This window comes from Streptomyces sp. 2-1, from assembly GCF_048564895.1.
In the GTDB taxonomy this organism is placed as follows: Bacteria; Actinomycetota; Actinomycetes; order Streptomycetales; family Streptomycetaceae; genus Streptomyces; species Streptomyces phaeochromogenes.
On the sequence record NZ_CP183383.1, the window covers coordinates 2572177 to 2591200 of the forward strand.

Annotated in this window: 20 protein-coding genes; 2 read left to right on the forward strand and 18 right to left on the reverse strand. The window is 68.8% G+C overall.

The genetic code is table 11. From position 1 onward, the window contains the following. Nucleotides 1-45 precede the first annotated feature (45 nt). From ACN20J_RS11315 to ACN20J_RS11365, 11 genes are all read right to left on the reverse strand, one after another. Nucleotides 46-936, reverse strand: a complete 891-nt coding sequence (locus tag ACN20J_RS11315) for a diacylglycerol kinase (RefSeq protein WP_419665824.1) — start codon at nt 934-936, stop codon at nt 46-48. A 45-nt stretch (nt 937-981) separates the two neighbouring features. After that, nucleotides 982-1938: a twin-arginine translocase subunit TatC gene (tatC, locus tag ACN20J_RS11320; protein ID WP_189840011.1), complete on the reverse strand. Its 957-nt coding sequence runs from the start codon at nt 1936-1938 to the stop codon at nt 982-984. A gap of 47 nt (nt 1939-1985) precedes the next feature. Continuing rightward, the gene (gene tatA, locus ACN20J_RS11325) at nt 1986-2273 is read right to left on the reverse strand and encodes a Sec-independent protein translocase subunit TatA (RefSeq protein ID WP_055615501.1); all 288 of its coding nucleotides are present in this window, start codon (nt 2271-2273) and stop codon (nt 1986-1988) included. A gap of 237 nt (nt 2274-2510) precedes the next feature. After that, entirely contained in the window at nt 2511-2705 is a 195-nt protein-coding gene (locus ACN20J_RS11330) for a hypothetical protein (protein WP_055615502.1), read from the reverse strand. 9 nt (nt 2706-2714) lie between these two features. Next, a complete protein-coding gene (locus tag ACN20J_RS11335) occupies nt 2715-3002 on the reverse strand; it encodes a hypothetical protein (RefSeq protein ID WP_189840012.1) in 288 nt (95 codons plus the stop codon). 11 nt (nt 3003-3013) lie between these two features. Further along, entirely contained in the window at nt 3014-4147 is a 1134-nt protein-coding gene (locus ACN20J_RS11340) for a helix-turn-helix transcriptional regulator (protein WP_419665825.1), read from the reverse strand. Between the two features lie 16 nt (nt 4148-4163). Further along, nucleotides 4164-5117, reverse strand: coding sequence for a helix-turn-helix transcriptional regulator (locus ACN20J_RS11345; protein WP_419665826.1), 954 nt, complete (start codon nt 5115-5117; stop codon nt 4164-4166). 276 nt (nt 5118-5393) lie between these two features. Further along, nucleotides 5394-5768, reverse strand: a complete 375-nt coding sequence (locus tag ACN20J_RS11350; protein ID WP_189840015.1) for an FKBP-type peptidyl-prolyl cis-trans isomerase — start codon at nt 5766-5768, stop codon at nt 5394-5396. 88 nt (nt 5769-5856) lie between these two features. Beyond that, nucleotides 5857-6864, reverse strand: coding sequence for an FKBP-type peptidyl-prolyl cis-trans isomerase (locus ACN20J_RS11355; protein WP_189840016.1), 1008 nt, complete (start codon nt 6862-6864; stop codon nt 5857-5859). Between the two features lie 131 nt (nt 6865-6995). Then, nucleotides 6996-8357 (reverse strand): Pup--protein ligase, encoded by a 1362-nt coding sequence (gene pafA, locus ACN20J_RS11360; RefSeq protein WP_143635636.1) that lies wholly within the window; start codon nt 8355-8357, stop codon nt 6996-6998. Between the two features lie 9 nt (nt 8358-8366). Next, nucleotides 8367-9626 carry an MFS transporter gene (locus ACN20J_RS11365; RefSeq protein WP_189840017.1) on the reverse strand — a complete coding sequence of 420 codons (1260 nt, stop codon included), beginning with the start codon at nt 9624-9626 and terminating at the stop codon, nt 8367-8369. A 138-nt stretch (nt 9627-9764) separates the two neighbouring features. Here ACN20J_RS11365 and ACN20J_RS11370 point away from each other — a divergent pair, with 138 nt between their 5' ends. Further along, nucleotides 9765-10781, forward strand: coding sequence for a LacI family DNA-binding transcriptional regulator (locus ACN20J_RS11370; RefSeq protein ID WP_189840018.1), 1017 nt, complete (start codon nt 9765-9767; stop codon nt 10779-10781). A gap of 198 nt (nt 10782-10979) precedes the next feature. Here the strand turns inward: ACN20J_RS11370 and prcA are convergent, their stop codons facing one another. The 5 genes from prcA to arc all read right to left on the reverse strand — a co-directional run bounded on the left by prcA (nt 10980) and on the right by arc (nt 16671). Further along, nucleotides 10980-11726: a proteasome subunit alpha gene (prcA, locus tag ACN20J_RS11375; protein WP_143635642.1), complete on the reverse strand. Its 747-nt coding sequence runs from the start codon at nt 11724-11726 to the stop codon at nt 10980-10982. A 57-nt stretch (nt 11727-11783) separates the two neighbouring features. After that, nucleotides 11784-12629, reverse strand: a complete 846-nt coding sequence (gene prcB / locus ACN20J_RS11380) for a proteasome subunit beta (RefSeq protein ID WP_189840019.1) — start codon at nt 12627-12629, stop codon at nt 11784-11786. 148 nt (nt 12630-12777) lie between these two features. Further along, a complete protein-coding gene (locus ACN20J_RS11385; RefSeq protein WP_030932625.1) occupies nt 12778-12993 on the reverse strand; it encodes a ubiquitin-like protein Pup in 216 nt (71 codons plus the stop codon). Between the two features lie 165 nt (nt 12994-13158). Continuing rightward, nucleotides 13159-14670, reverse strand: coding sequence for a depupylase/deamidase Dop (gene dop, locus ACN20J_RS11390; protein ID WP_361892120.1), 1512 nt, complete (start codon nt 14668-14670; stop codon nt 13159-13161). A 234-nt stretch (nt 14671-14904) separates the two neighbouring features. Beyond that, nucleotides 14905-16671 (reverse strand): proteasome ATPase, encoded by a 1767-nt coding sequence (gene arc / locus ACN20J_RS11395; RefSeq protein WP_055618381.1) that lies wholly within the window; start codon nt 16669-16671, stop codon nt 14905-14907. 259 nt (nt 16672-16930) lie between these two features. Between arc and ACN20J_RS11400 the strand changes: the two genes are divergently transcribed. After that, a complete protein-coding gene (locus tag ACN20J_RS11400) occupies nt 16931-17230 on the forward strand; it encodes a ferredoxin (protein ID WP_055618382.1) in 300 nt (99 codons plus the stop codon). 54 nt (nt 17231-17284) lie between these two features. Here ACN20J_RS11400 and ACN20J_RS11405 read toward each other — a convergent pair whose 3' ends face one another. Further along, nucleotides 17285-17860: a hypothetical protein gene (locus ACN20J_RS11405; RefSeq protein ID WP_055618383.1), complete on the reverse strand. Its 576-nt coding sequence runs from the start codon at nt 17858-17860 to the stop codon at nt 17285-17287. Between the two features lie 214 nt (nt 17861-18074). Next, entirely contained in the window at nt 18075-18977 is a 903-nt protein-coding gene (locus tag ACN20J_RS11410) for a tRNA (adenine-N1)-methyltransferase (protein WP_189840020.1), read from the reverse strand. Nucleotides 18978-19024: the final 47 nt, after the last annotated feature.

Sequence of the window (19024 nt, forward strand, 5' to 3'; positions counted from 1 at the left end):
GCGTCCGACCTGCTCGGGAAGTCCCCCGGGGCGGCCTTCCACTGTTCAGGGCCCCGCGACCCGCACCGCGCCGCGCACGCATTCCGCGGTCAGCGGCAGCGGTCCGAGCGGCTCACCGTCGGCGTATCCGGTGATCCCTTCGGCAGCCAGTTCGATCTTCGCCGCGCGATGCACGGTGATCTTGGGGTGGCCGAGATGCGTGCCCTTGTAGACCTGCGGAAAGACCCGGAGCAGCGACCTGCGGCTGCAGTCCCCGACCACGGTGACGTCGAAGAGCCCGTCCGTGAGATCCGCGCCCGCGCAGATCTTCATCCCGCCCCCGTACGAGGACCCGTTGCCGACGGCCACCAGCGTCGCCTCGATCTCGCGGACCTCGCCGTCGTCGAGGGTGATCCGGAACGGGAAGGGCTTGAAGGCGGCGAGTTCGGCGAGCATCGCGAGGTCGTACTTGAAGCGGCCGGTGGGCCATCTCATGCGGTTGCCGCGGTCGTTGACCCGCGAGTCGAAGCCGGAGGCGAGGACGGTGCCGAACCAGGTGCCGCCGACGCGCCCCAGGTCGATGTCGCGCAGCCGTGCCCCCTTGAGTGCCTCGGCGACCACCCGTCCCGCGGCGGCGGGGTCGCGCACCGGCAGTCCGAGGGCCCTCGCGAAGTCGTTCCCGGTGCCGACGGCGACCAGGCCCAGCGGGGTACGGGTCCCGGCGACGGCCTGGAGCGCGAGGCTGGCCATGCCGTCGCCGCCGACGGCCACCAGGGCGCCCGTGCCGGCCTCGACGGCGGCACGCGCACGCGTGAGGGCGTCCTCGGCGTTCTCCCCGAGGACCGTACGTACGGAGAAGCCTGCCGCTCGCAACGCGGAAGCGGCCGGCTGCGCCGCTCGGGCGCCCCGGCCGCGTCCCGCGGTGGGGTTGACGAAGAGGGTGATCTCGCTGGTCACGGCCACGGACCCTACAACGTCGTCCGGCAGGGCCGTGCGGCGGCGTCAGGTCACGTCGTCGTAGCCGTTGATCCGGTCGTGCTCGGAGTCCGCCTGCGCCGGAAGCGCGCGGTTCGCCGACACGGACTCGATCTCGCCGATGTCCTCGGGCGTGAGGTCGAGCTCGGAGGCTTCGTCGTCGTCCGGTCCCTCGGCCTCGCGACGGGCCCTGCGGCGGTCGTTCAGCAGCGAGAAGCCGGTGGCCGCGAAGTACAGGATCCAGATCGGCCCGGCGAGCGCCATCATCGTCAGCGGGTCGGTGCTGGGCGTGGCGACCGCGGCGAACACGGTGATGCCCATGATCATGCCGCGCCACCAGCCGGCCATGCGCTTGCCGGAGATGATCCCGGTCATGTTGAGCATCACCAGGAGCAGCGGCAGCTCGAAGGAGAGACCGAAGACGATCACCATGCGCGTGACGAGGTCGAGCAGGTCGTCCAGGGGCAACAGGTTGTCCACGCCGAACGGTGTGAACTCGATCAGCACCTTCGCGGTGGTGGGCAGCACCTTGTACGCGAAGAATCCACCGCCGAGGAAGAGCGGGACACCCGTCGCGACGAACGCGTAGGCGTACTTCTTCTCGCTCTTGTGCAGGCCGGGCGCGACGAACGCCCAGAGCTGGTAGAGCCAGACCGGCGAGGCGAAGACGACGCCGGCCATGAGCGAGACCTTCAGCGCCAGCGTGAAGGGGGTGAGCAGACCGTTGATGGTGATCTGCGCGCAGGTGGTGTCGTCGGGCGCCTTCGCCAACTGCTCGAACGACTTCGCACAACCGACCGAGTCGAGGATCGGTTCGGTGAAGAAGTTGATGATGTCGTTGTAGAAGAAGGCGGCGACGACCGTGACGACGACGATGGCCAGCATCGCCTTCGCGAGCCGGTTGCGGAGCTCACGAAGGTGCTCCGCGAGGGGCATCCGCCCCTCCGGATCCTTCTCCTCGGTCTTGCGGGCAGACTTGAGCAACCCACGTTCCCATCTCGTGCAGGGGGCCGGCGGTCACCGGCCCTGCGTCAGCGCTTGGTCGTGTCCGTCGGCTCGGTGACCGGGCGCGAGCTGGTCACGTCACCGGGTGCGGCCTGGATGGTGCGCTGGACCTGGGACTGGTCGTCCTGCGGCGGGGCTGCCGGGGCGGCGCTGTCGTCCTTGCCCTCGGTCTTCATCGCCTTGGCCTCGCTCTTGAGGATGCGGGCGGACTTGCCCAGCGAGCGGGCCATGTCCGGAAGCTTCTTCGCGCCGAACAGCAGGATGATGACGACGAGGATGAGAATGATCTCGGGAGCGCCGAGCCTTCCGAACATAAGCTTTTACCTTCTCACCGAGGCGGCGTGGTTGGGTTGCTGCCCGACCGGTCGGACGTCTGTCCGACAGTCGTGCTGGCAGCGATCGTAACGCTCAGGGGTAAACGCGGGGCAATCCCTGTGCGTACTCCCAGTTTGCGGTCGGCGCCTCGCTCTCCGGGCCGCGACCAGCAGCGTACCTGCCGATCCTGCGAACCAGACAGGTCGGAGTGACTCAAAGCGCACGGACAGGAAGGCTCAGAGGGCGTCCGCGGCGCGGGCCGCACCGGCGGACGCGTGCTCCAGGTCCTCGGCCGCGCGGCTGATCCTGCGTGCGGACTCGGTGACCTGCCTGCCCAGGCGCTCCGCCTCCAGAAAGACACGGACGGCTAGCACTCCGAGCACGGAGATTCCCAGGAAACCCACAGCGATCGCGAACATCGGCCAGAACATGGCTCGACCCTAAGCCCCGTGAACCGTCGCGTGGAGCCGCAGGGCCCGGACCCCTCCGCCGGTGAGGAGTTCGACGATGCGCTCCCCGGCCGGCTTACGTACCGCCGCGCCGCACTCCGGGCAGGTGAAGGAGTAGAAAGTGGTCCGATGTGTGGCGCCGATGACCAGGCGCAGAGCGTTCGCGGAGAGTTCGAAGCCGGCCCGGCAGTCGGGGCACGCGGCCTTGAACACCACGGGATCCACCCTTGTCATCCCCGAGAACGCGGACGCAACGGACATTTCACTGATACCAGACATCGCCGAACCACTCAAAGCCCTTGCTCCTGCCTGCCGTACAGCCCGTCATGAACTCCGTGCGGCCCGTCGTCCGGGCGCTGCGCTCCCCCGCCGCCGTCGAGCGGAGCACCTAGGGCACCGTCGCGAGTCGTACCGGGAACGCCCTGCGGCCGGTCCCCCGGGTCGCCGGCGCCCTGCGGTCCGTCGTACGCCGCGAGGGCCTCACGGGCCGCCTGCCGGGCGCTGTCCGCGACCTCCACCGGCGACACGATCCGGCCTTCCCGGCCGAGCCGCAGCGCGAGCCGGCGCAGCGACGCCGGGTCGGGGGCGCGCAGGGTGATGCGCAGGCCACCGTCGGGGAGCTCCTCGGCGCTGTCGTGCGGGTAGTACTCGGCGACCCAGCGTCCGCCGGGGCCGACCTCCACGACCACCTCGGGATCCTCGGCGGCCGGCTGCACCAGCCCCTCGGAGAGGTCCCGCAGCTCGACCTCGGGCGGCGCGGACGCCTCGTCGAGGATCTTGATCTCGGCGACCCGGTCGAGCCGGAAGGTGCGCCGCGCCTCGGAGCGCCGGCACCACGCCTCCACGTACGTGTGCCCGACGCTGACCAGGCGGATCGGGTCGATCTCCCGCTCGGTGAGCTCGTCCCGCGAGGGCGAGTAGTAGCGGATCCACAGCCTGCGGCGCTCGGAGATCGCCCGGTCGACGTCGGCGAAGACGCCGCCCTCGGACTCGAAGGTGACCGACAGCCGGGCGCTGGCCCCAGCGGCCTCGCCCGAGGCGGCCTCCACCTTCGCGGTGGCCCGCAGCAGCGCCTGACGGTCGCCCTCGCGCAGTCCTGGCAGGGTCGACACGGCCCGGGCGGCCACCAGCAGCGCGGTCGCCTCGTCGGCGGCGATCCGCAGCGGCTCGGCGACATCGTCGGGGTTGTGCCACCAGATCCGGTCGCCGTCGGTATCGATGTCGAGCAGATCGCCCCCGCGGAAGCTGGTCCCGCACAGCGGCAGCACGTCGAGGTCGGAGATCAGCTCGTCCTCGGTGATCCCGAAGGCCCGCGCGACGTCCTCGACCCGAGCACCGGGCCGCTCCCGCAGATACGTCACCAGCGAGAGCATCCGCCGGGTCTGGTCGAGCGCGTTCGTGGGCTTGGCCGGTTTTCCTGCCACTTTCTTACGTTCCCCCTCAGCCCTTGGCCACGGCGCGCAGCCGGTCGACGACGTCGGCCCGCAGCTCGGCGGGTTCCAGGACGACAACGTCGGGCCCGAACTCGACGAGCCAGGCATCAAGACCGTGCCCGTACGGAATCTCCAACTCGTCCCACCCGTCACCGAGTTCCCGTACGGAGGCGGCCTTCGCCCGCAGCGGGTAGCCCGAGCCCGACCGCAGCCGGATCAGCGCGGAGCGGTCGGCGATGTCTCCCGCCCAGCCCGCGACGGTCTCACGCACGGTGACGACGTCGGGCACCTGGGCCGTGTACTTTCCGCCGCGCGTACGGACCTTGCCGGTGATCCGGGACAGCCGGAAGACCCGCTCGGCGCCCCGGTCTCGGTCCCAGCCGGCCAGGTACCAGTGGCCGCGCCAGCACTCGAGGGCCCACGGCTCGACGAGCCGGGGCTCGGGGCGGGCGGCGGTGGCCTTGCGGTAGTCGAAGGCGACGGGCCGCCGGTCGCGGCAGGCGAGCATCAGCGGCTCAAAGGCGGCCTCGTGCACGGGGATACGGGGTTCGAGGGCGCCATGGGCCTCGTACGGATCGACGTTCTCGGGAAGGCCCGCGGCGCGCAGCTTCTGCAGGGCGCCGCTCGCCGCGCCCGCGAGGCGGGCCTGCTGCCAGACCTTGGCGGCGAGGCCGAGGGCCGCGGCCTCTTCGGCGTCGAGGGTGATGGGAGGCAGCCGGTTGCTGTCGCGGCGGGCCAGATAGCCGACTTCGCCGTCGAGGTTCTCCACCGTCTCGATGACCAGGCCGAGTTCGCGCAGATCGTCCTTGTCGCGCTCGAACATCCGGTTGAAGGAGTCGTCCGAGCTCGCCTCCAGATAGGCCTCGATGGACTCGCGGAGCTCGCGCTTGCTGAGCGGCCGCCGGGTCCCGAGCAGACACAGCGCCAGGTTCATCAGCCGCTCTGCCTTGGCAATGGCCATCGATGCCCTTCCCTATGATGCTTCCGACCGATGACCGTACCGCCCCGGGGTGTCGTGGCAAAAGCCGAGGGCCCATGCCCGGACTGGCATGGGCCCCAAGTGATCGGGTCCGGTCGGACCTCGGTCACACGGCGTACGAAGATCGGACCATGATCAGACCTTCGTGATCACCGGGCCGGGTTCCGGCCGTCGTGGTGATCGGATCGTGCTCGGGTCGTGCTCGGGCTCTCGTAGTGACCGGCCGCGGGTCTCCCCCGGCCGGTCCTCCGTGAGGGCTCAGACGGCGATCAGGTCGCAGACGAAGATCAGCGCCTCGCCGGGCGCGATACGGCCGCCACCGGCGCCCCGCTCGCCGTAGGCGAGGTGCGAGGGGATGGTCAGCTGACGGCGTCCGCCGACCTTCATGCCCTGTACGCCCTGGTCCCAGCCCGCGATGACCTGGCCGACGCCCAGCTGGAACTGGAGCGGCGTACCGCGGTTCCAGGACGCGTCGAACTCCTCGCCGGAGGAGAAGGCCACGCCGACGTAGTGGACGGAGACGGTGTCGCCCGCCTTGGCCACCTCGCCGTCGCCCTCCCAGATGTCCTTGATCTCGAGGTCCGCCGGGGGCTCGCCGCCCGGGAAGTCGATCTCGGGCTTGTCGATGCTCACGTTTCTGGCTCCTGCTTGGTTTGCGGCACGTGTTTGCGACGCCTCTGTGTGACAAGGCAACGCGGACAGTCTTGCATTCCCGAAGGGGCTACATCTTCGCGAGGATGTCGACGGAGAAGACGAGCACCGAGTCCTTCTTGATGCTGCTGCCCTGCGGCGGGCTGTCCCCGTAGCCCAGCGCCGGCGGAATGACGATGAGGACCCGGCTGCCGACCTTCTTGCCGGTCAGACCCTGCGCCCAGCCCTTCACGACCTGTGCGAGCGGGAACGACGTGAGCTGCCCGCGGCTGTACGAGGAGTCGAACTCCTTGCCGTCCGCCCACAGCACGCCCTTGTACTGCACGAGGAGGCTGTCGCTCTCGGCGACCTCGTCCCCGTCACCCTCCAGGATGTAGTTGGCGACGAGCTTCTTCGGCGCGGCCTTCTTCGGCACCTCGATGGAGGGGGCCTTGCCGTCGGTGTTGGTGCCGACCTTCGGCAGGTCGATGTTGTCCTGCGCGACGGCCTTCCCCTTGGCGGAGCTCTTGCCGTTGAACGCCTGCTGGATGTCGACCACGAAGACCAGCGTGTCGGTGCCCTTGATGCCCGCCTGCGCGTTGCCCGACGTGCCGTAGCCCCAGGTCGGGGGTACGGCCATCTCCACGCGGCTGCCGACCTTCTTGCCCGTGAGGGCGTAGCGCCAGCCGTCGATGATCTGGCCCTGGGCGAGCTGGATGACCAGAGGGCTCTTACGGTCGAAGGAGTTGTCGAAGACCTTCGCCGAGGACCAGATCTGGCCCAGGTAGTGAGCCTGGACGAAGTCGTTCTCCGCGACCGTCCGGCCGGTGCCCACGATGACGGTCTCGACCGCGAGGTCCTTCGAGGGGTCACCGCTTCCCTTGGCGACGGTGGGCTTCTCACCGAACTTCTCACCGGCGGTGATGCCCGGCAGCGGCCCGTCGACGATCTTCGGCGGTGGGGGCGCCGAGGCCGAGGGCGAAGCCGATGGGGACGGGCTGTCGCTGGACTTGGCCTTGTCCGACTTGTCGTCGTCACCGCATCCGGCGAGAGTGACCAGTCCAGCGGGAACGGCGAGAAGAAGTGAGCGTCGGCGCACGGTGGGGGCCTCGTATCGGTCGATCTTGGTTGATGGCGTGCGCGCAACTCTACGACGTGAGAAGGGCGCCGTACGGAAAACGTACGGCGCCCCGCGTTGCGTTCCGGAAACACTCCCGGACGCGTCCTGACTCACATTCCGGCGATGAGCTTCTCCACCCGGTCGTCGACGGAACGGAAGGGGTCCTTGCACAACACGGTGCGCTGTGCCTGGTCGTTGAGCTTCAGGTGGACCCAGTCGACGGTGAAATCACGACGCTGTTCCTGGGCGCGCCGGATGAAGTCGCCGCGCAGCCGGGCCCGAGTGGTCTGCGGCGGTACGGACTTGCCCTCGAAGATCTTCAAGTCGTTGCAGATCCGGGCGGCTTGGCCCCGCTTCTCCAGCAGGTAGTAGAGACCCCGGCGACGGTGGATGTCGTGGTAGGCGAGGTCTATCTGAGCGACACGCGGATGCGACATCGTCATGTTGTGCTTGGCGCGGTACCGCTCGATGAGCTTGTACTTCATCACCCAGTCGATTTCGGTACCGATCCGGTCGAGGTCCTCGGACTCGATCGAGTCGAGCGTGCGGCCCCACAGCTCCAGGACCTGGTCGACGACGCCGGTACGGATACCGCGGCGCTCGACGAAGTCCACGGCCTTCTCGTAGTACTCGCGCTGTACCTCAAGGGCCGAGGCCTCGCGGCCGCTGGCCAGGCGCACCTTGCGGCGGCCCGTGATGTCGTGACTGACCTCGCGGATGGCCCGGATCGGGTTCTCCAGGGTCAGGTCGCGCATCACCGTGCCCGCCTCGATCATGCGCAGCACGAGGTCGGTGGCGCCGACCTTGAGGAGCATGGTCGTCTCGGACATGTTCGAGTCGCCGACGATGACGTGCAGGCGGCGGTAGCGCTCGGCGTCCGCGTGCGGTTCGTCGCGGGTGTTGATGATCGGCCGGGAGCGGGTCGTCGCCGAGGAGACGCCCTCCCAGATGTGCTCGGCCCGCTGGCTGACGCAGTACACGGCTCCGCGCGGGGTCTGCAGCACCTTGCCGGCACCGCAGAGGAGCTGCCTCGTGACGAGGAACGGGATGAGGATGTCCGCGAGCCGGGAGAACTCCCCGTGACGGGCCACCAGATAGTTCTCGTGGCAGCCGTAGGAGTTGCCCGCCGAGTCGGTGTTGTTCTTGAAGAGGTAGACGTCGCCCGCGATTCCTTCCTCGTGCAGGCGTCGTTCGGCGTCTACCAGGAGTCCTTCCAGAATGCGCTCGCCGGCCTTGTCGTGGGTGACCAGTTCCGTCACGTTGTCACATTCGGGTGTCGCGTATTCCGGATGTGATCCCACGTCGAGATAGAGGCGGGCGCCGTTTCGCAGAAAGACATTGCTGCTGCGGCCCCATGACACGACACGGCGGAAGAGGTACCGCGCCACCTCGTCGGGAGACAGGCGTCGCTGTCCCCTGAACGTACACGTGACGCCGTACTCGTTCTCCAGCCCGAAAATGCGGCGGTCCATGACTGAACATTACGCCTGATGGCCTGTGCTGAAACGGGGTTCGGGGGCACCGTTTCGATCATTTTCCGAACCGCCTTCAACCACCGTGCCCCCGCCCGTAGCTGCGAGGACCCGCCCCGTGGCCAGCAGAACGAGCAGCGCGGCGCCTCCGGCGACAGCCGATACGGCGAAGCCCCGGACGGCTCCGCCCCATTCGATGACCGGTCCCGCGAGGCCCGTCCCGACGGACGCTCCCACGGTGAACGTCGTCACAAGCCAGGAGAACGCCTCGGTGACCGTGCCCCTCGGCGCGTGCCGGTCGACGAGGATGAACGCGCAGGCGATACAGGGTGCGAGGAAGACTCCGGCGAGGGCCATCAGCGCCGTCATGGCGACCACACCCGGCATGAGCATCAGCGGCAGATAACAGACCGCCAGAAGGGCGACGAGCACGCGCAGCCGCCGCTCCGGCGCGCCACCCCACTGCCGCGCCCCGTAGACCGTGCCGCCGATGAGAGCGCCGAGCCCGATGGCGGACATCAGCCAGCCGTAGGTCGCGTCGCCGCCGTGGTCGTCCGCGTACGACACGCTCGCGACCGTGATGGAACCGAGCGCCATTCCGACAAAAAGGAACGCGCCGAGCAGGGCGATGAGCCCGGACGAGCGCAGCGCGCCGAGCCAGTGCGCCTCGCGGGGCGCCGAACGCCAGGCGCGCGAGGGCCGCGAGACGACCACGGAGAGCGCGCCCAGCACCCCGATGACGTTGAGGATGATCAGCGCGGCCTGCGCGGACCACAGGGCCACGCAGAGCGTCACGAGCAACGGCCCGACGGTGAACATGACTTCCTGCGCCACCGCGTCCATCGCGTACGCCGTGTGCACCTGGTCCTCCTTGCGGAGGACGGAGGGCCACAGCGCCCGCAGACCGCCCTCCAGGGGCGGCGTGAACAGTCCGGCGAGGGCTATGAGGGCGTACGCGAGCGGAAGCACCTCGGTGCCGGTGAGGGCGAACACGGTGGTGGCGAGGGCGGAGACGAGCGCGGCGGGCAGTTGGATCCGCGGCTGCCCGTAGAGGTCCACCAGACGGCCGAGCAGCGGCTGGCCCACCGCGTTGGCCACTCCGTAGACCGCGGCGAGTGCTCCGGCGAGGCTGTAGCTGCCGCCCTCGGCGCGGATGAACAGCACGATGGCGATCGCGGAGGTCGCGTTCGGCAGCCGGCCCACCAGGGTGCCGACGAGCAGCCGCATGGCGTGTTTCGCCCGGAGGATCTCCAGATAACCGGTGGCCATGCCCCGCCCCTTTCGGCTCCAGAATGCCCGAGTTCTCCCGTCCGCGCCGCCGGAGACCTCGTAAGTGTTACGTATAACTTCGCTCGTCATACGTACCATGTGCGCTGTCCGCGAGTCCAGCAGAAAGACAGGTCACCGGTGGCAGCAGGCAGCCCCCGCCCCACGAGCCGTGACGTCGCCCAGGCCGCGGGAGTGTCCCAGGCGGCCGTCTCCCTGGTGCTCGGCGACAAATGGCGCGGCCGGGTCTCCGAGCCGACGGCGGAGCGCGTACGGGAGGCCGCGCGGGAGCTCGGCTACCGGCCGAACCTGGCGGCCCGCAATCTGCGTCTGGGCAGCACGCGTACGGTCCTGCTGGTGGTCCCCGCCCTGACGACCGAGTTCTTCGCCGGCGTCTACACGGGCGCGGCCCGGGTGGCCGCCGAGCACGGCTTCGGGGTGGTGCTCTACCCCTCCCCCGAGGGCATCGGTCCGGCCCGGGACCCCTTCGCATCCGCACAGGCCGCCCTGGACGGGGTGATCGCCTCCTCGATGGCCGCCGACGCCCTCACGGTGATCCGCGGCGACCAGCTGCCCCTGGTGATGCTCGACAGCGATCCGGCGGGCAGCACGGGCGCGGCAACGGTCAACCTCGACATCCGCGACGGCGTACGGCAGGTCGCGGAGCACCTGCTGGGCCTCGGGCATCGGCGTTTCCTGCACCTGGCCGCGGACATCCCGTCCTGGACCTTCGAGATTCGCGCCCGTGAACTCGCCGAGCGCCTGGCAGCGGTCCCGGGCACGGAGCTCCGCACGGCCCCCGCCCCGATCTCCATCGACGGCGCCCTGTCCGCTGCCGAGACCGCCCTGGCCGCCCCCGGACCCCGCCCCACCGCCGTGGTCTGCGACGACGACAAGCTGGCCGCCGGCGCCTACAAGGCCGCCCGCCGCCTGGGCCTGCGCATCCCCGACGACCTCTCCGTCACCGGCCTGGACGACCTGGCCCTCGCCACGGCCCTGGACCCGGAACTCACCACGGTCCGCCTCGACGCCGACCTCTTCGGCGAACGCGGCATGGAAGCCCTCCTGGCCGTCCTGAACGCCCGAGAGCCCACCGCCGAGGACATCCCGGTACACCTGGTGATCCGAGCCTCCACAGCCCCACCAGGCGCCCCATAAGGGGCGCGGGGAACTGCGCGCTCGGCCCAGAGCCACCCGCACGCAGAAGGCGGACGGACGCATTCCCAGGGGCGCGGGGAACTGCGCACTGAGCCCAGACCAACCCGCACGCAGAAAACTGACCCGTACCCCGGAAACCCGTGTGCCCCCGGCCTGTGAAAGGCCGGGGGCACACAAGAGACAACTAGGTCGAGGAGGTCACTCCTCGTCCTCCGGGTCCTCGGCCTCCGCCGCGGTGGAAGCCCCACCCTCCTCCAGCAACCGACCGAGCTGCCGACCGGTGATCCGCTTGAACTTGCGCTGCTGCGGCCGCGTACGGTCCAGCACCGCGACCTCCAGCCGCTCCGCGGGAATCTCCCGCTCGGTGCCGTTCGTGTCGCGCGACAGTGCCTGAACGGCCAGCTTGAGCGCCTCGGCGAGCGACATCCCCTCCTGGTGCTGCTGGTCCAGGTAGGTGCTGATCTGCTCGGCGTTGCCGCCGACCGCGACCGAGCCGTGCTCGTCCACGATCGATCCGTCGTGCGGAAGGCGGTAGATCTGGTCGCCCTCGGGGGTCTCCCCCACCTCGGCGACGACCAGCTCCACCTCGTACGGCTTCTCCGCCGCGGAGGAGAAGATCGTGCCGAGCGTCTGGGCGTAGACATTGGCGAGACCGCGGGCGGTCACGTCGTCACGGTCGTAGGTGTAGCCCCGGAGGTCGGCGTAACGGACGCCGCCGATCCGGAGGTTCTCGTATTCGTTGTATTTGCCTGCGGCAGCGAAACCGATCCGGTCATAGATCTCGCTGAACTTGTGCAACGCACGGGACGGGTTCTCGCCGACGAACACGATGCCGTCGGCGAACTGCAGCACGACGAGGCTGCGACCACGGGCGATGCCCTTGCGGGCGTATTCCGCCCGGTCGGCCATGGCCTGCTGGGGTGATACATAGAACGGCGTCGACACCGGCTATCCGTCCCTTTCTGTGGAAGTCACTCGATCACCTTGACAAGAGGTCCGCTGTCAGAGCAGCGCGGCCCGTGGGCCGTCGGGCTGCTCAAGGCGCCGCTCCAGGATCGAGCGGGCGATCTCGGAGGACTCGTCGTCGGTGAGGCGGCGGAATCCGTCTGCGGTGATCACGGTGACGATCGGGTAGATCCGGCGGGCGACATCGGGACCACCGGTCGCCGAGTCGTCGTCGGCCGCGTCGTACAGCGCCTGTACGACGAGCGTCGTGGCCTGGTCCTCGGTCAGGTCCTTGCTGTAGAGCTTCTTCATGGCGCCGCGGGCGAAGATCGAGCCGGAGCCCGTGGCCGCGAAGCCGTGTTCCTCGGAGCGGCCGCCCGTCACGTCGTACGAGAAGATGCGGCCCCTCTCGCGGTCCACGTCGTACCCCGCGAAGAGCGGGACCACGGCCAGGCCCTGCATGGCCATGCCGAGGTTGGACCGGATCATCGTGGACAGGCGGTTCGCCTTGCCCTCCAGGGAGAGCGTGGCGCCCTCCACCTTCTCGAAGTGCTCCAGCTCCAGCTGGAACAGCTTCACCATCTCCACGGCCAGACCGGCCGTACCGGCGATGCCCACCGCCGAGTACTCGTCGGCCGGGAAGACCTTCTCGATGTCGCGCTGGGCGATCATGTTGCCCATGGTGGCCCGACGGTCACCCGCGAGCACGACACCGCCGGGGAACGTGGCGGCCACGATCGTGGTCCCGTGCGGTGCCTCGATGACGCCCTTCATGGGCGGCAGCTGCCGGTTGCCCGGGAGAATGGCCGGCTGGTGTTCGGACAGGAAGTCCATGAACGAGGACGAGCCGGGCGTCAGGAAGGCAGCCGGCAGACGCCCGGTGCTACGAGGGTTGGCTTCCACGCGATGTCCTTCCACGTAGGCGGCGGCCCGCCGGGGACGGCCGAGCCGATCATCAAATCTGTGCACGGACCATACCCGTACCTACGCCAGTCATCCGTCCCGGCGCCGACCCGATGGAACGGGCCGACTCCGGGGCGGACAACCGGGGTTACTCTCCGCCCTTCTGGACGAAGGAACGCACGAAGTCCTCTGCGTTCTCCTCGAGGACGTCGTCGATCTCGTCCAGTACGGAGTCGACATCGTCCGACAGCTTCTCCTGGCGCTCCTTGAGGTCTTCGGATGCCTGCGCCTCGGGCGCCTCCTCGACCTCTTCGGTGTTGCGCGTCGCCTTCTGCTGTCCGCCGCCGGTGTCCTTGGTCGCCATAACCCTCACCCCGCTCGGTTCGACGTTCTTGATCAGACCCTACAAGCAGGGTCCGACATCGGCCCCGCAGTTGCTACAACGTCCGGGGGCCACCTCGATGATTCCCGGACGCCGCCTCTTTCCACCTCGCCCTGCCGCATCGGCCCGAGGGCCTCGGCGGCCCGATCAGCCGCCCGAAAGGACCCTGACCAGGTCTTCCGCCGTACGACAGCGGTCGAGGAGCTCCTTGACGTGATTACGCGTTCCGCGAAGCGGCTCGAGGGTTGGGACCCGCTGGAGCGAGTCCCGGCCCGGCAGATCGAAGATCACCGAGTCCCAGGAGGCCGCCGCGACGTCGTCCGCGTACTGCTCCAGACAGCGCCCGCGGAAGTACGCACGGGTGTCCTCCGGCGGCTTCGTCCGGGCCCGCTCCACGTCCGTCTCGTCCAGCAGGCGCTTCATCCTGCCGCGGGCCACGAGACGGTTGTAGAGGCCCTTCTCCGAGCGCACGTCGGCGTACTGGAGGTCGACCAGGTGGAGCCGTGCGGCGTCCCATTCGAGGCTGTCACGGCGCCGGTAGCCCTCCATGAGCTCCCGCTTGGCCACCCAGTCCAGCTCGCCCGCCAGACTCATGGGATCGCTCTCCAGGCGCCCCAGGACGTCCTCCCAACGAGTGAGTACGTCCTTGGTCTGCTCGTCCGCGTCCGCGCCGAACCGCTCCTCGACGTACTTGCGCGCCAGTTCGAAGTACTCCATCTGTAGCTGGACCGCGGTGAGCGTCCGGCCGCTACGGAGAGTGATCAGGCGCTTGAGGGTCGGGTCGTGGGAGACCTGGTGCAGCGTGCGCACCGGCTGGTCCACGGCGAGGTCCACGGCGATGAAGCCGTCCTCGATCATCGACAGGACGAGGGCGGTCGTGCCGAGCTTGAGATAGGTCGAGATCTCCGAGAGGTTCGCGTCGCCGATGATCACGTGCAGGCGGCGGTACTTCTCGGCGTCCGCGTGCGGCTCGTCACGCGTGTTGATGATCGGGCGCTTCAGAGTGGTCTCGAGGCCCACCTCGACCTCGAAGTAGTCGGCGCGCTGGCTGAGCTGGAAGCCGTGCTCGTGCCCGTCCTGGCCGATACCGACGCGGCCCGCTCCGGTGACGACCTGACGTGAGACGAAGAACGGCGTGAGGTGGCGCACGATGTCCGAGAAGGGGGTCTCCCGCTTCATCAGATAGTTCTCGTGCGTGCCGTACGAGGCGCCCTTGTTGTCGGTGTTGTTCTTGTAGAGGTGGATCGGCTGGGCGCCGGGCAGCTGGGCCGCGCGCTCCGCGGCCTCCGCCATGATGCGCTCGCCGGCCTTGTCCCACAGGACGGCGTCCATCGGGTTGGTCACCTCCGGAGAGCTGTACTCCGGGTGTGCGTGGTCCACGTACAGCCGCGCCCCGTTGGTGAGGATGACATTGGCGAGGCCGATGTCCTCGTCGGTGAGCTGACTGGAGTCGGCGGCCTCGCGGGCGAGGTCGAAGCCCCGCGCGTCCCGCAGCGGGTTCTCCTCCTCGAAGTCCCAGCGGGCCCGCCGGGCCCGGTGCATCGCCGCCGCGTAGGCGTTGACGATCTGGGACGAGGTGAGCATGGCATTGGCGTTGGGGTGGCCGGGGACGGAGATCCCGTACTCCGTCTCGATGCCCATTACTCGCCGTACGGTCATGCGGCCCTCCTTGCCCGGCTGCGTCCTCGGTCGGGGACGCAGCTCAAGTACCGCTGGCGCTCCGGTGCGTGTGCGGTGCCCGTCCCCGCACTGCGCGACTCGGCGGTACCGAAGAGCCTAGAGCGCCTTTGCGCTGGTGGGGAGATCATTTGCGTCATTGCTCAGCTCCAGCTGTGCCCTGGAAAACAGTCGGCTGCGGGTACCCAGTGAGGGCACCCGCAGCCACCCTGTCTTTTACAGGTACTGACCGGTGTTCGCCACCGTGTCGATGGAGCGTCCGGTGTCCGCGCCCTGCTTTCCGGTGATGAGTGTCCGGATGTAAACGATCCGTTCGCCCTTCTTTCCGGAGATTCGGGCCCAGTCGTCCGGGTTCGTGGTGTTCGGCAGGTCCTCGTTCTCCTTGAACTCGTCCACGCAGGCCTGGAGCAGGTGGGAGACCCGCAGACCCTTCTGGTTGTGCTCGAGGAAGTCCTTGATCGCCATCTTCTTGGCGCGGCCGACGATGTTCTCGATCATGGCGCCGGAGTTGAAGTCCTTGAAGTACAGGACTTCCTTGTCGCCGTTGGCGTACGTGACCTCGAGGAAGCGGTTCTCCTCGGACTCGGTGTACATGTGCTCGACGGCGGTCTGGATCATGCTCTGGACCGTGGTGGTCTTGCTGCCGCCGTGCTCGCCGACGTCGTCGGAGTGCAGCGGGAGGCGCTCGGTGAGGTACTTGGCGAAGATGTCCTTGGCCGCCTCGGCGTCCGGACGCTCGATCTTGATCTTCACGTCGAGACGGCCGGGACGCAGGATCGCGGGGTCGATCATGTCCTCACGGTTCGAGGCGCCGATCACCACCACGTTCTGCAGGCCCTCCACGCCGTCGATCTCGGCGAGCAGCTGCGGGACGATGGTGTTCTCCACGTCCGAGCTGACGCCCGATCCACGGGTACGGAAGAGGGACTCCATCTCGTCGAAGAAGACGATGACGGGGGTGCCCTCGCTGGCCTTCTCACGAGCACGCTGGAAGACGAGGCGGATCTGCCGCTCGGTCTCACCGACGTACTTGTTGAGGAGCTCGGGACCCTTGATGTTGAGGAAGAAGCTCTTGCCCGTGGCCTGTCCGGTCACCTCGGCGACCTTCTTGGCCAGCGAGTTGGCGACGGCCTTGGCGATGAGCGTCTTGCCGCATCCGGGGGGCCCGTACAGCAGTACGCCCTTGGGCGGCCGCAGTTCGTGCTCCTTGAACAGATCGGGGTAGAGGTACGGGAGCTCGACCGCGTCGCGGATCATCTCGATCTGGCCGCCCAGACCGCCGATCTGCTCGTAGCCGATGTCCGGGACCTCTTCGAGGACCAGTTCCTCGACCTCGCTCTTGGGAACGACCTCGTAGACATAGCCGGAGCGGGGTTCGAGAAGCAGGGCGTCGCCGGGGCGGATGGTGACATCCATCAGCGGCTCGGCGAGCCGCACCACCCTTTCCTCGTCGGTGTGCCCCACCACGAGGGCGCGCTCACCGTCCTCCAGGATCTCCTTGAGGGTGACGATGTCGCCGACGCTCTCGTACTCCATGGCCTCGACCACGTTGAGAGCTTCGTTGAGCATCACTTCCTGGCCACGCCTGAGCTCTTCGAGCTCGACACTGGGGCTGACGTTCACCCGGAGCTTGCGGCCCCCGGTGAAGATGTCCGCCGTGCCGTCCTCGTTCGCGACGAGGAAGACACCGAAGCCGGCCGGCGGCTGCGCGAGCCGGTCGACCTCCTCCTTGAGTGCCACGATCTGGTCGCGGGCCTCTCGGAGGGTGTTGGCGAGCCGCTCGTTCTGCGCGGACACGCCGGCCAGATTGGTCTGCAGCTCGACGATCCGCTCTTCGAGAATCCTCGTGTGTCGCGGAGAGTCGGCGAGCTTGCGTCGCAGGACGGCGATCTCCTGCTCAAGGTAGGCAATCTGCCCGGACGGGTCGTCGGACCCTCGTCCCGGGCGGATGCCGCGGTTCATGTCGTCGTCGTGGGCTGCCACGGTCCTCACCTCCTCCAAGGGGAGCTGGACGCTTCCAGACCCTACCTGGGTGGGTGTCGATTGAAACCCCTAGATCACAAAGACGGTCGAGGTGTGTCCGATCTTCACCCTTGCGCTCTCCCTCACGCCAGTGGAATACCCACACAACATGGTTGGGAAGCCGACGGAGGTAGGGTCGAAGTGTTCAACACCCGCCAGAGCTGGCCCGATTCCCAAGTCTTCGGATTGCTCGGCGCAGGAAACGTCAGGAGAAAAGACCGTGCAGCAGGAGGCCGGAGTCGACGGCGAGGGGCTTGAGGTCTGGATCGACCAGGACCTCTGTACCGGCGACGGAATCTGCGCCCAGTACGCCCCAGAGGTCTTCGAGCTGGACATCGACGGCCTGGCCTACGTGAAGAGCTCCCAGGACGAACTCCTGCAGGCCCCGGGCGCCACAACGCCCGTGCCCCTGACGCTTCTGCGTGATGTCGCCGACTCCGCGAAGGAGTGCCCGGGCGACTGTATCCACGTACGTCGGGTTTCGGACAGGGTCGAGGTCTACGGCCCCGACGCGGAGTGACCGGAAGGCCACTCCGCGTAACAGATTGTCTGATTTCTCACGCCGGCCCCGCCCTCACACGCTGTGGGCCCCGGACGGTGTCGAGCGTACGAACGCGCCGTTCTTCCACTGCCACTTGGCGCGCTCGGTCACGTCCGGACAGCAACTCGGTACGTCGCGCGACGAGTAGCCGAGGAGGGTCGCGGTGATCGTGGCGTCACGGACGGCGAATTCCTCGACACTCAGCCGCTCCTTCGGGTCGACCAGCGTGGCGACGACGCGTGCCTTCGGGTCGTCCGCGGACCGCGTGACGACGTAGACACCGCTGGGCGGAGTGCCGGAGCCGGCCTCGCAGCGGACCACGGCGACCGTCTCGGGGCGGCCGTCGCCGTCGAGGTCGCCGGAGGCCTGTTTCTGGACAGCGGCCTCGGTGGGGCCGCACTCGATCGGGAATTCGACGCCGGCCGGGTCGGGCGGCGCCACGGCTGCCGGGGCCGTCTTCGACTCGGGGCCGTGCTGGGCGGCGGTGGCCCGGTCGGGCTGCAGGAAGCCGGAGGCCGCGACGACTCCGGCGAGGGCGGTCGCCGTGGCCAGCCAGTGGATCGGACGGGTGTGCGTGTGTGCCAGTTCCGGAACGGCGGATTGCTGCACTAGGAAGTGTCTCCTGTGAGGGCTGTGCCGGTGGGGGTGGCCAGCATGGTGCCACACGTCACACCGTGAGGGAACGGCGGGGTCCGGTGTTACTGGCGGGGTGTCAAGGGAAAAGCGTCGTGGCCGAGTTCCCGAGGTGCTCCCGGGAACTCGGCCACGACGCTTGAGCGTTGTACGCGGCACCGGGCCGCCACGGCGGCCGGGCCTTCGTCGGTCAGCGGCCGGAGCCGCCGTCGGCGTTCGGGCCGGAGTAGTCCTCGCCGTACGCGCCCTTGGCGGGACGGCGGCGGCGCATGGGCGGCTCGACGCCGTCCGCGAGGCGGCGGGCGGTGAGCAGGAAGCCGGTGTGCCCGATCATCCGGTGGTCGGGGCGGACGGCCAGGCCCTCGATGTGCCAGTTGCGGACCATCGACTCCCAGGCGCTCGGCTCGTTGAAGCAGCCGATCTCGCGGATGGACTCGACGGTCCGGGCGAGCTGGGTGGTGGTCGCCACGTAGCAGCAGACGATGCCGCCGGGGACGAGCGCCTTGGAGACAGCCTCCAGGCACTCCCACGGGGCCAGCATGTCGAGGATGACGCGGTCGACCTCGGTGTCGCTGAGGTTGTCCTGGAGGTCGCCGACGGTGAGCTGCCAGGCGGGGTGCGGGCCGCCGAAGTAGCGCTCCACGTTCTGCTGGGCGATCTCGGCGAAGTCCTCGCGGCGCTCGTAGGAGTGCAGCATGCCCTGGTCGCCGATGGCGCGCAGCAGGAAACTGCTGAGCGAGCCGGAGCCCACGCCCGCTTCCACGACGCGTGCGCCGGGGAAGATGTCGGCGAAGGCAAGGATCTGCCCCGCGTCCTTGGGGTAGACCACGGCGGCGCCGCGGGGCATGGACAGGACGTAGTCGGGGAGCAGGGGGCGCAGGGCCAGATAGGCCACGTTCCCCGTGGTGCGGACAACGCTGCCCTCGGGAGAGCCGATCAGCTCGTCGTGCGGGAAGGAACCCTTGTGGGTGTGGAAGTTCTTCCCCGCTTCGAGCGTGAACGTGTAGTGGCGGCCCTTGGGGTCGGTCAGCTGAACCTGGTCCCCGACCTTGAAGGGCCCACGTCGGCGGGCGGCACCGGTCGGTTCGGACATGTGAACAGCCTACCGGTCCCGCCGGAGGCCGCCGACCACCAGGAGGG

Bases quoted from the DNA above. Each gene is read 5' to 3' on its own strand.
- tatA (WP_055615501.1), bottom strand. From the start codon at position 2,273: ATGTTCGGAAGGCTCGGCGCTCCCGAGATCATTCTCATCCTCGTCGTC.
- ACN20J_RS11330 (WP_055615502.1), bottom strand. From the start codon at position 2,705: ATGTTCTGGCCGATGTTCGCGATCGCTGTGGGTTTCCTGGGAATCTCC.
- ACN20J_RS11335 (WP_189840012.1), bottom strand. From the start codon at position 3,002: ATGTCTGGTATCAGTGAAATGTCCGTTGCGTCCGCGTTCTCGGGGATG.
- ACN20J_RS11345 (WP_419665826.1), bottom strand. From the start codon at position 5,117: ATGGCCATTGCCAAGGCAGAGCGGCTGATGAACCTGGCGCTGTGTCTG.
- pafA (WP_143635636.1), bottom strand. From the start codon at position 8,357: ATGGACCGCCGCATTTTCGGGCTGGAGAACGAGTACGGCGTCACGTGT.
- ACN20J_RS11365 (WP_189840017.1), bottom strand. From the start codon at position 9,626: ATGGCCACCGGTTATCTGGAGATCCTCCGGGCGAAACACGCCATGCGG.
- ACN20J_RS11385 (WP_030932625.1), bottom strand. From the start codon at position 12,993: ATGGCGACCAAGGACACCGGCGGCGGACAGCAGAAGGCGACGCGCAAC.
- dop (WP_361892120.1), bottom strand. From the start codon at position 14,670: ATGACCGTACGGCGAGTAATGGGCATCGAGACGGAGTACGGGATCTCC.
- ACN20J_RS11410 (WP_189840020.1), bottom strand. From the start codon at position 18,977: ATGTCCGAACCGACCGGTGCCGCCCGCCGACGTGGGCCCTTCAAGGTC.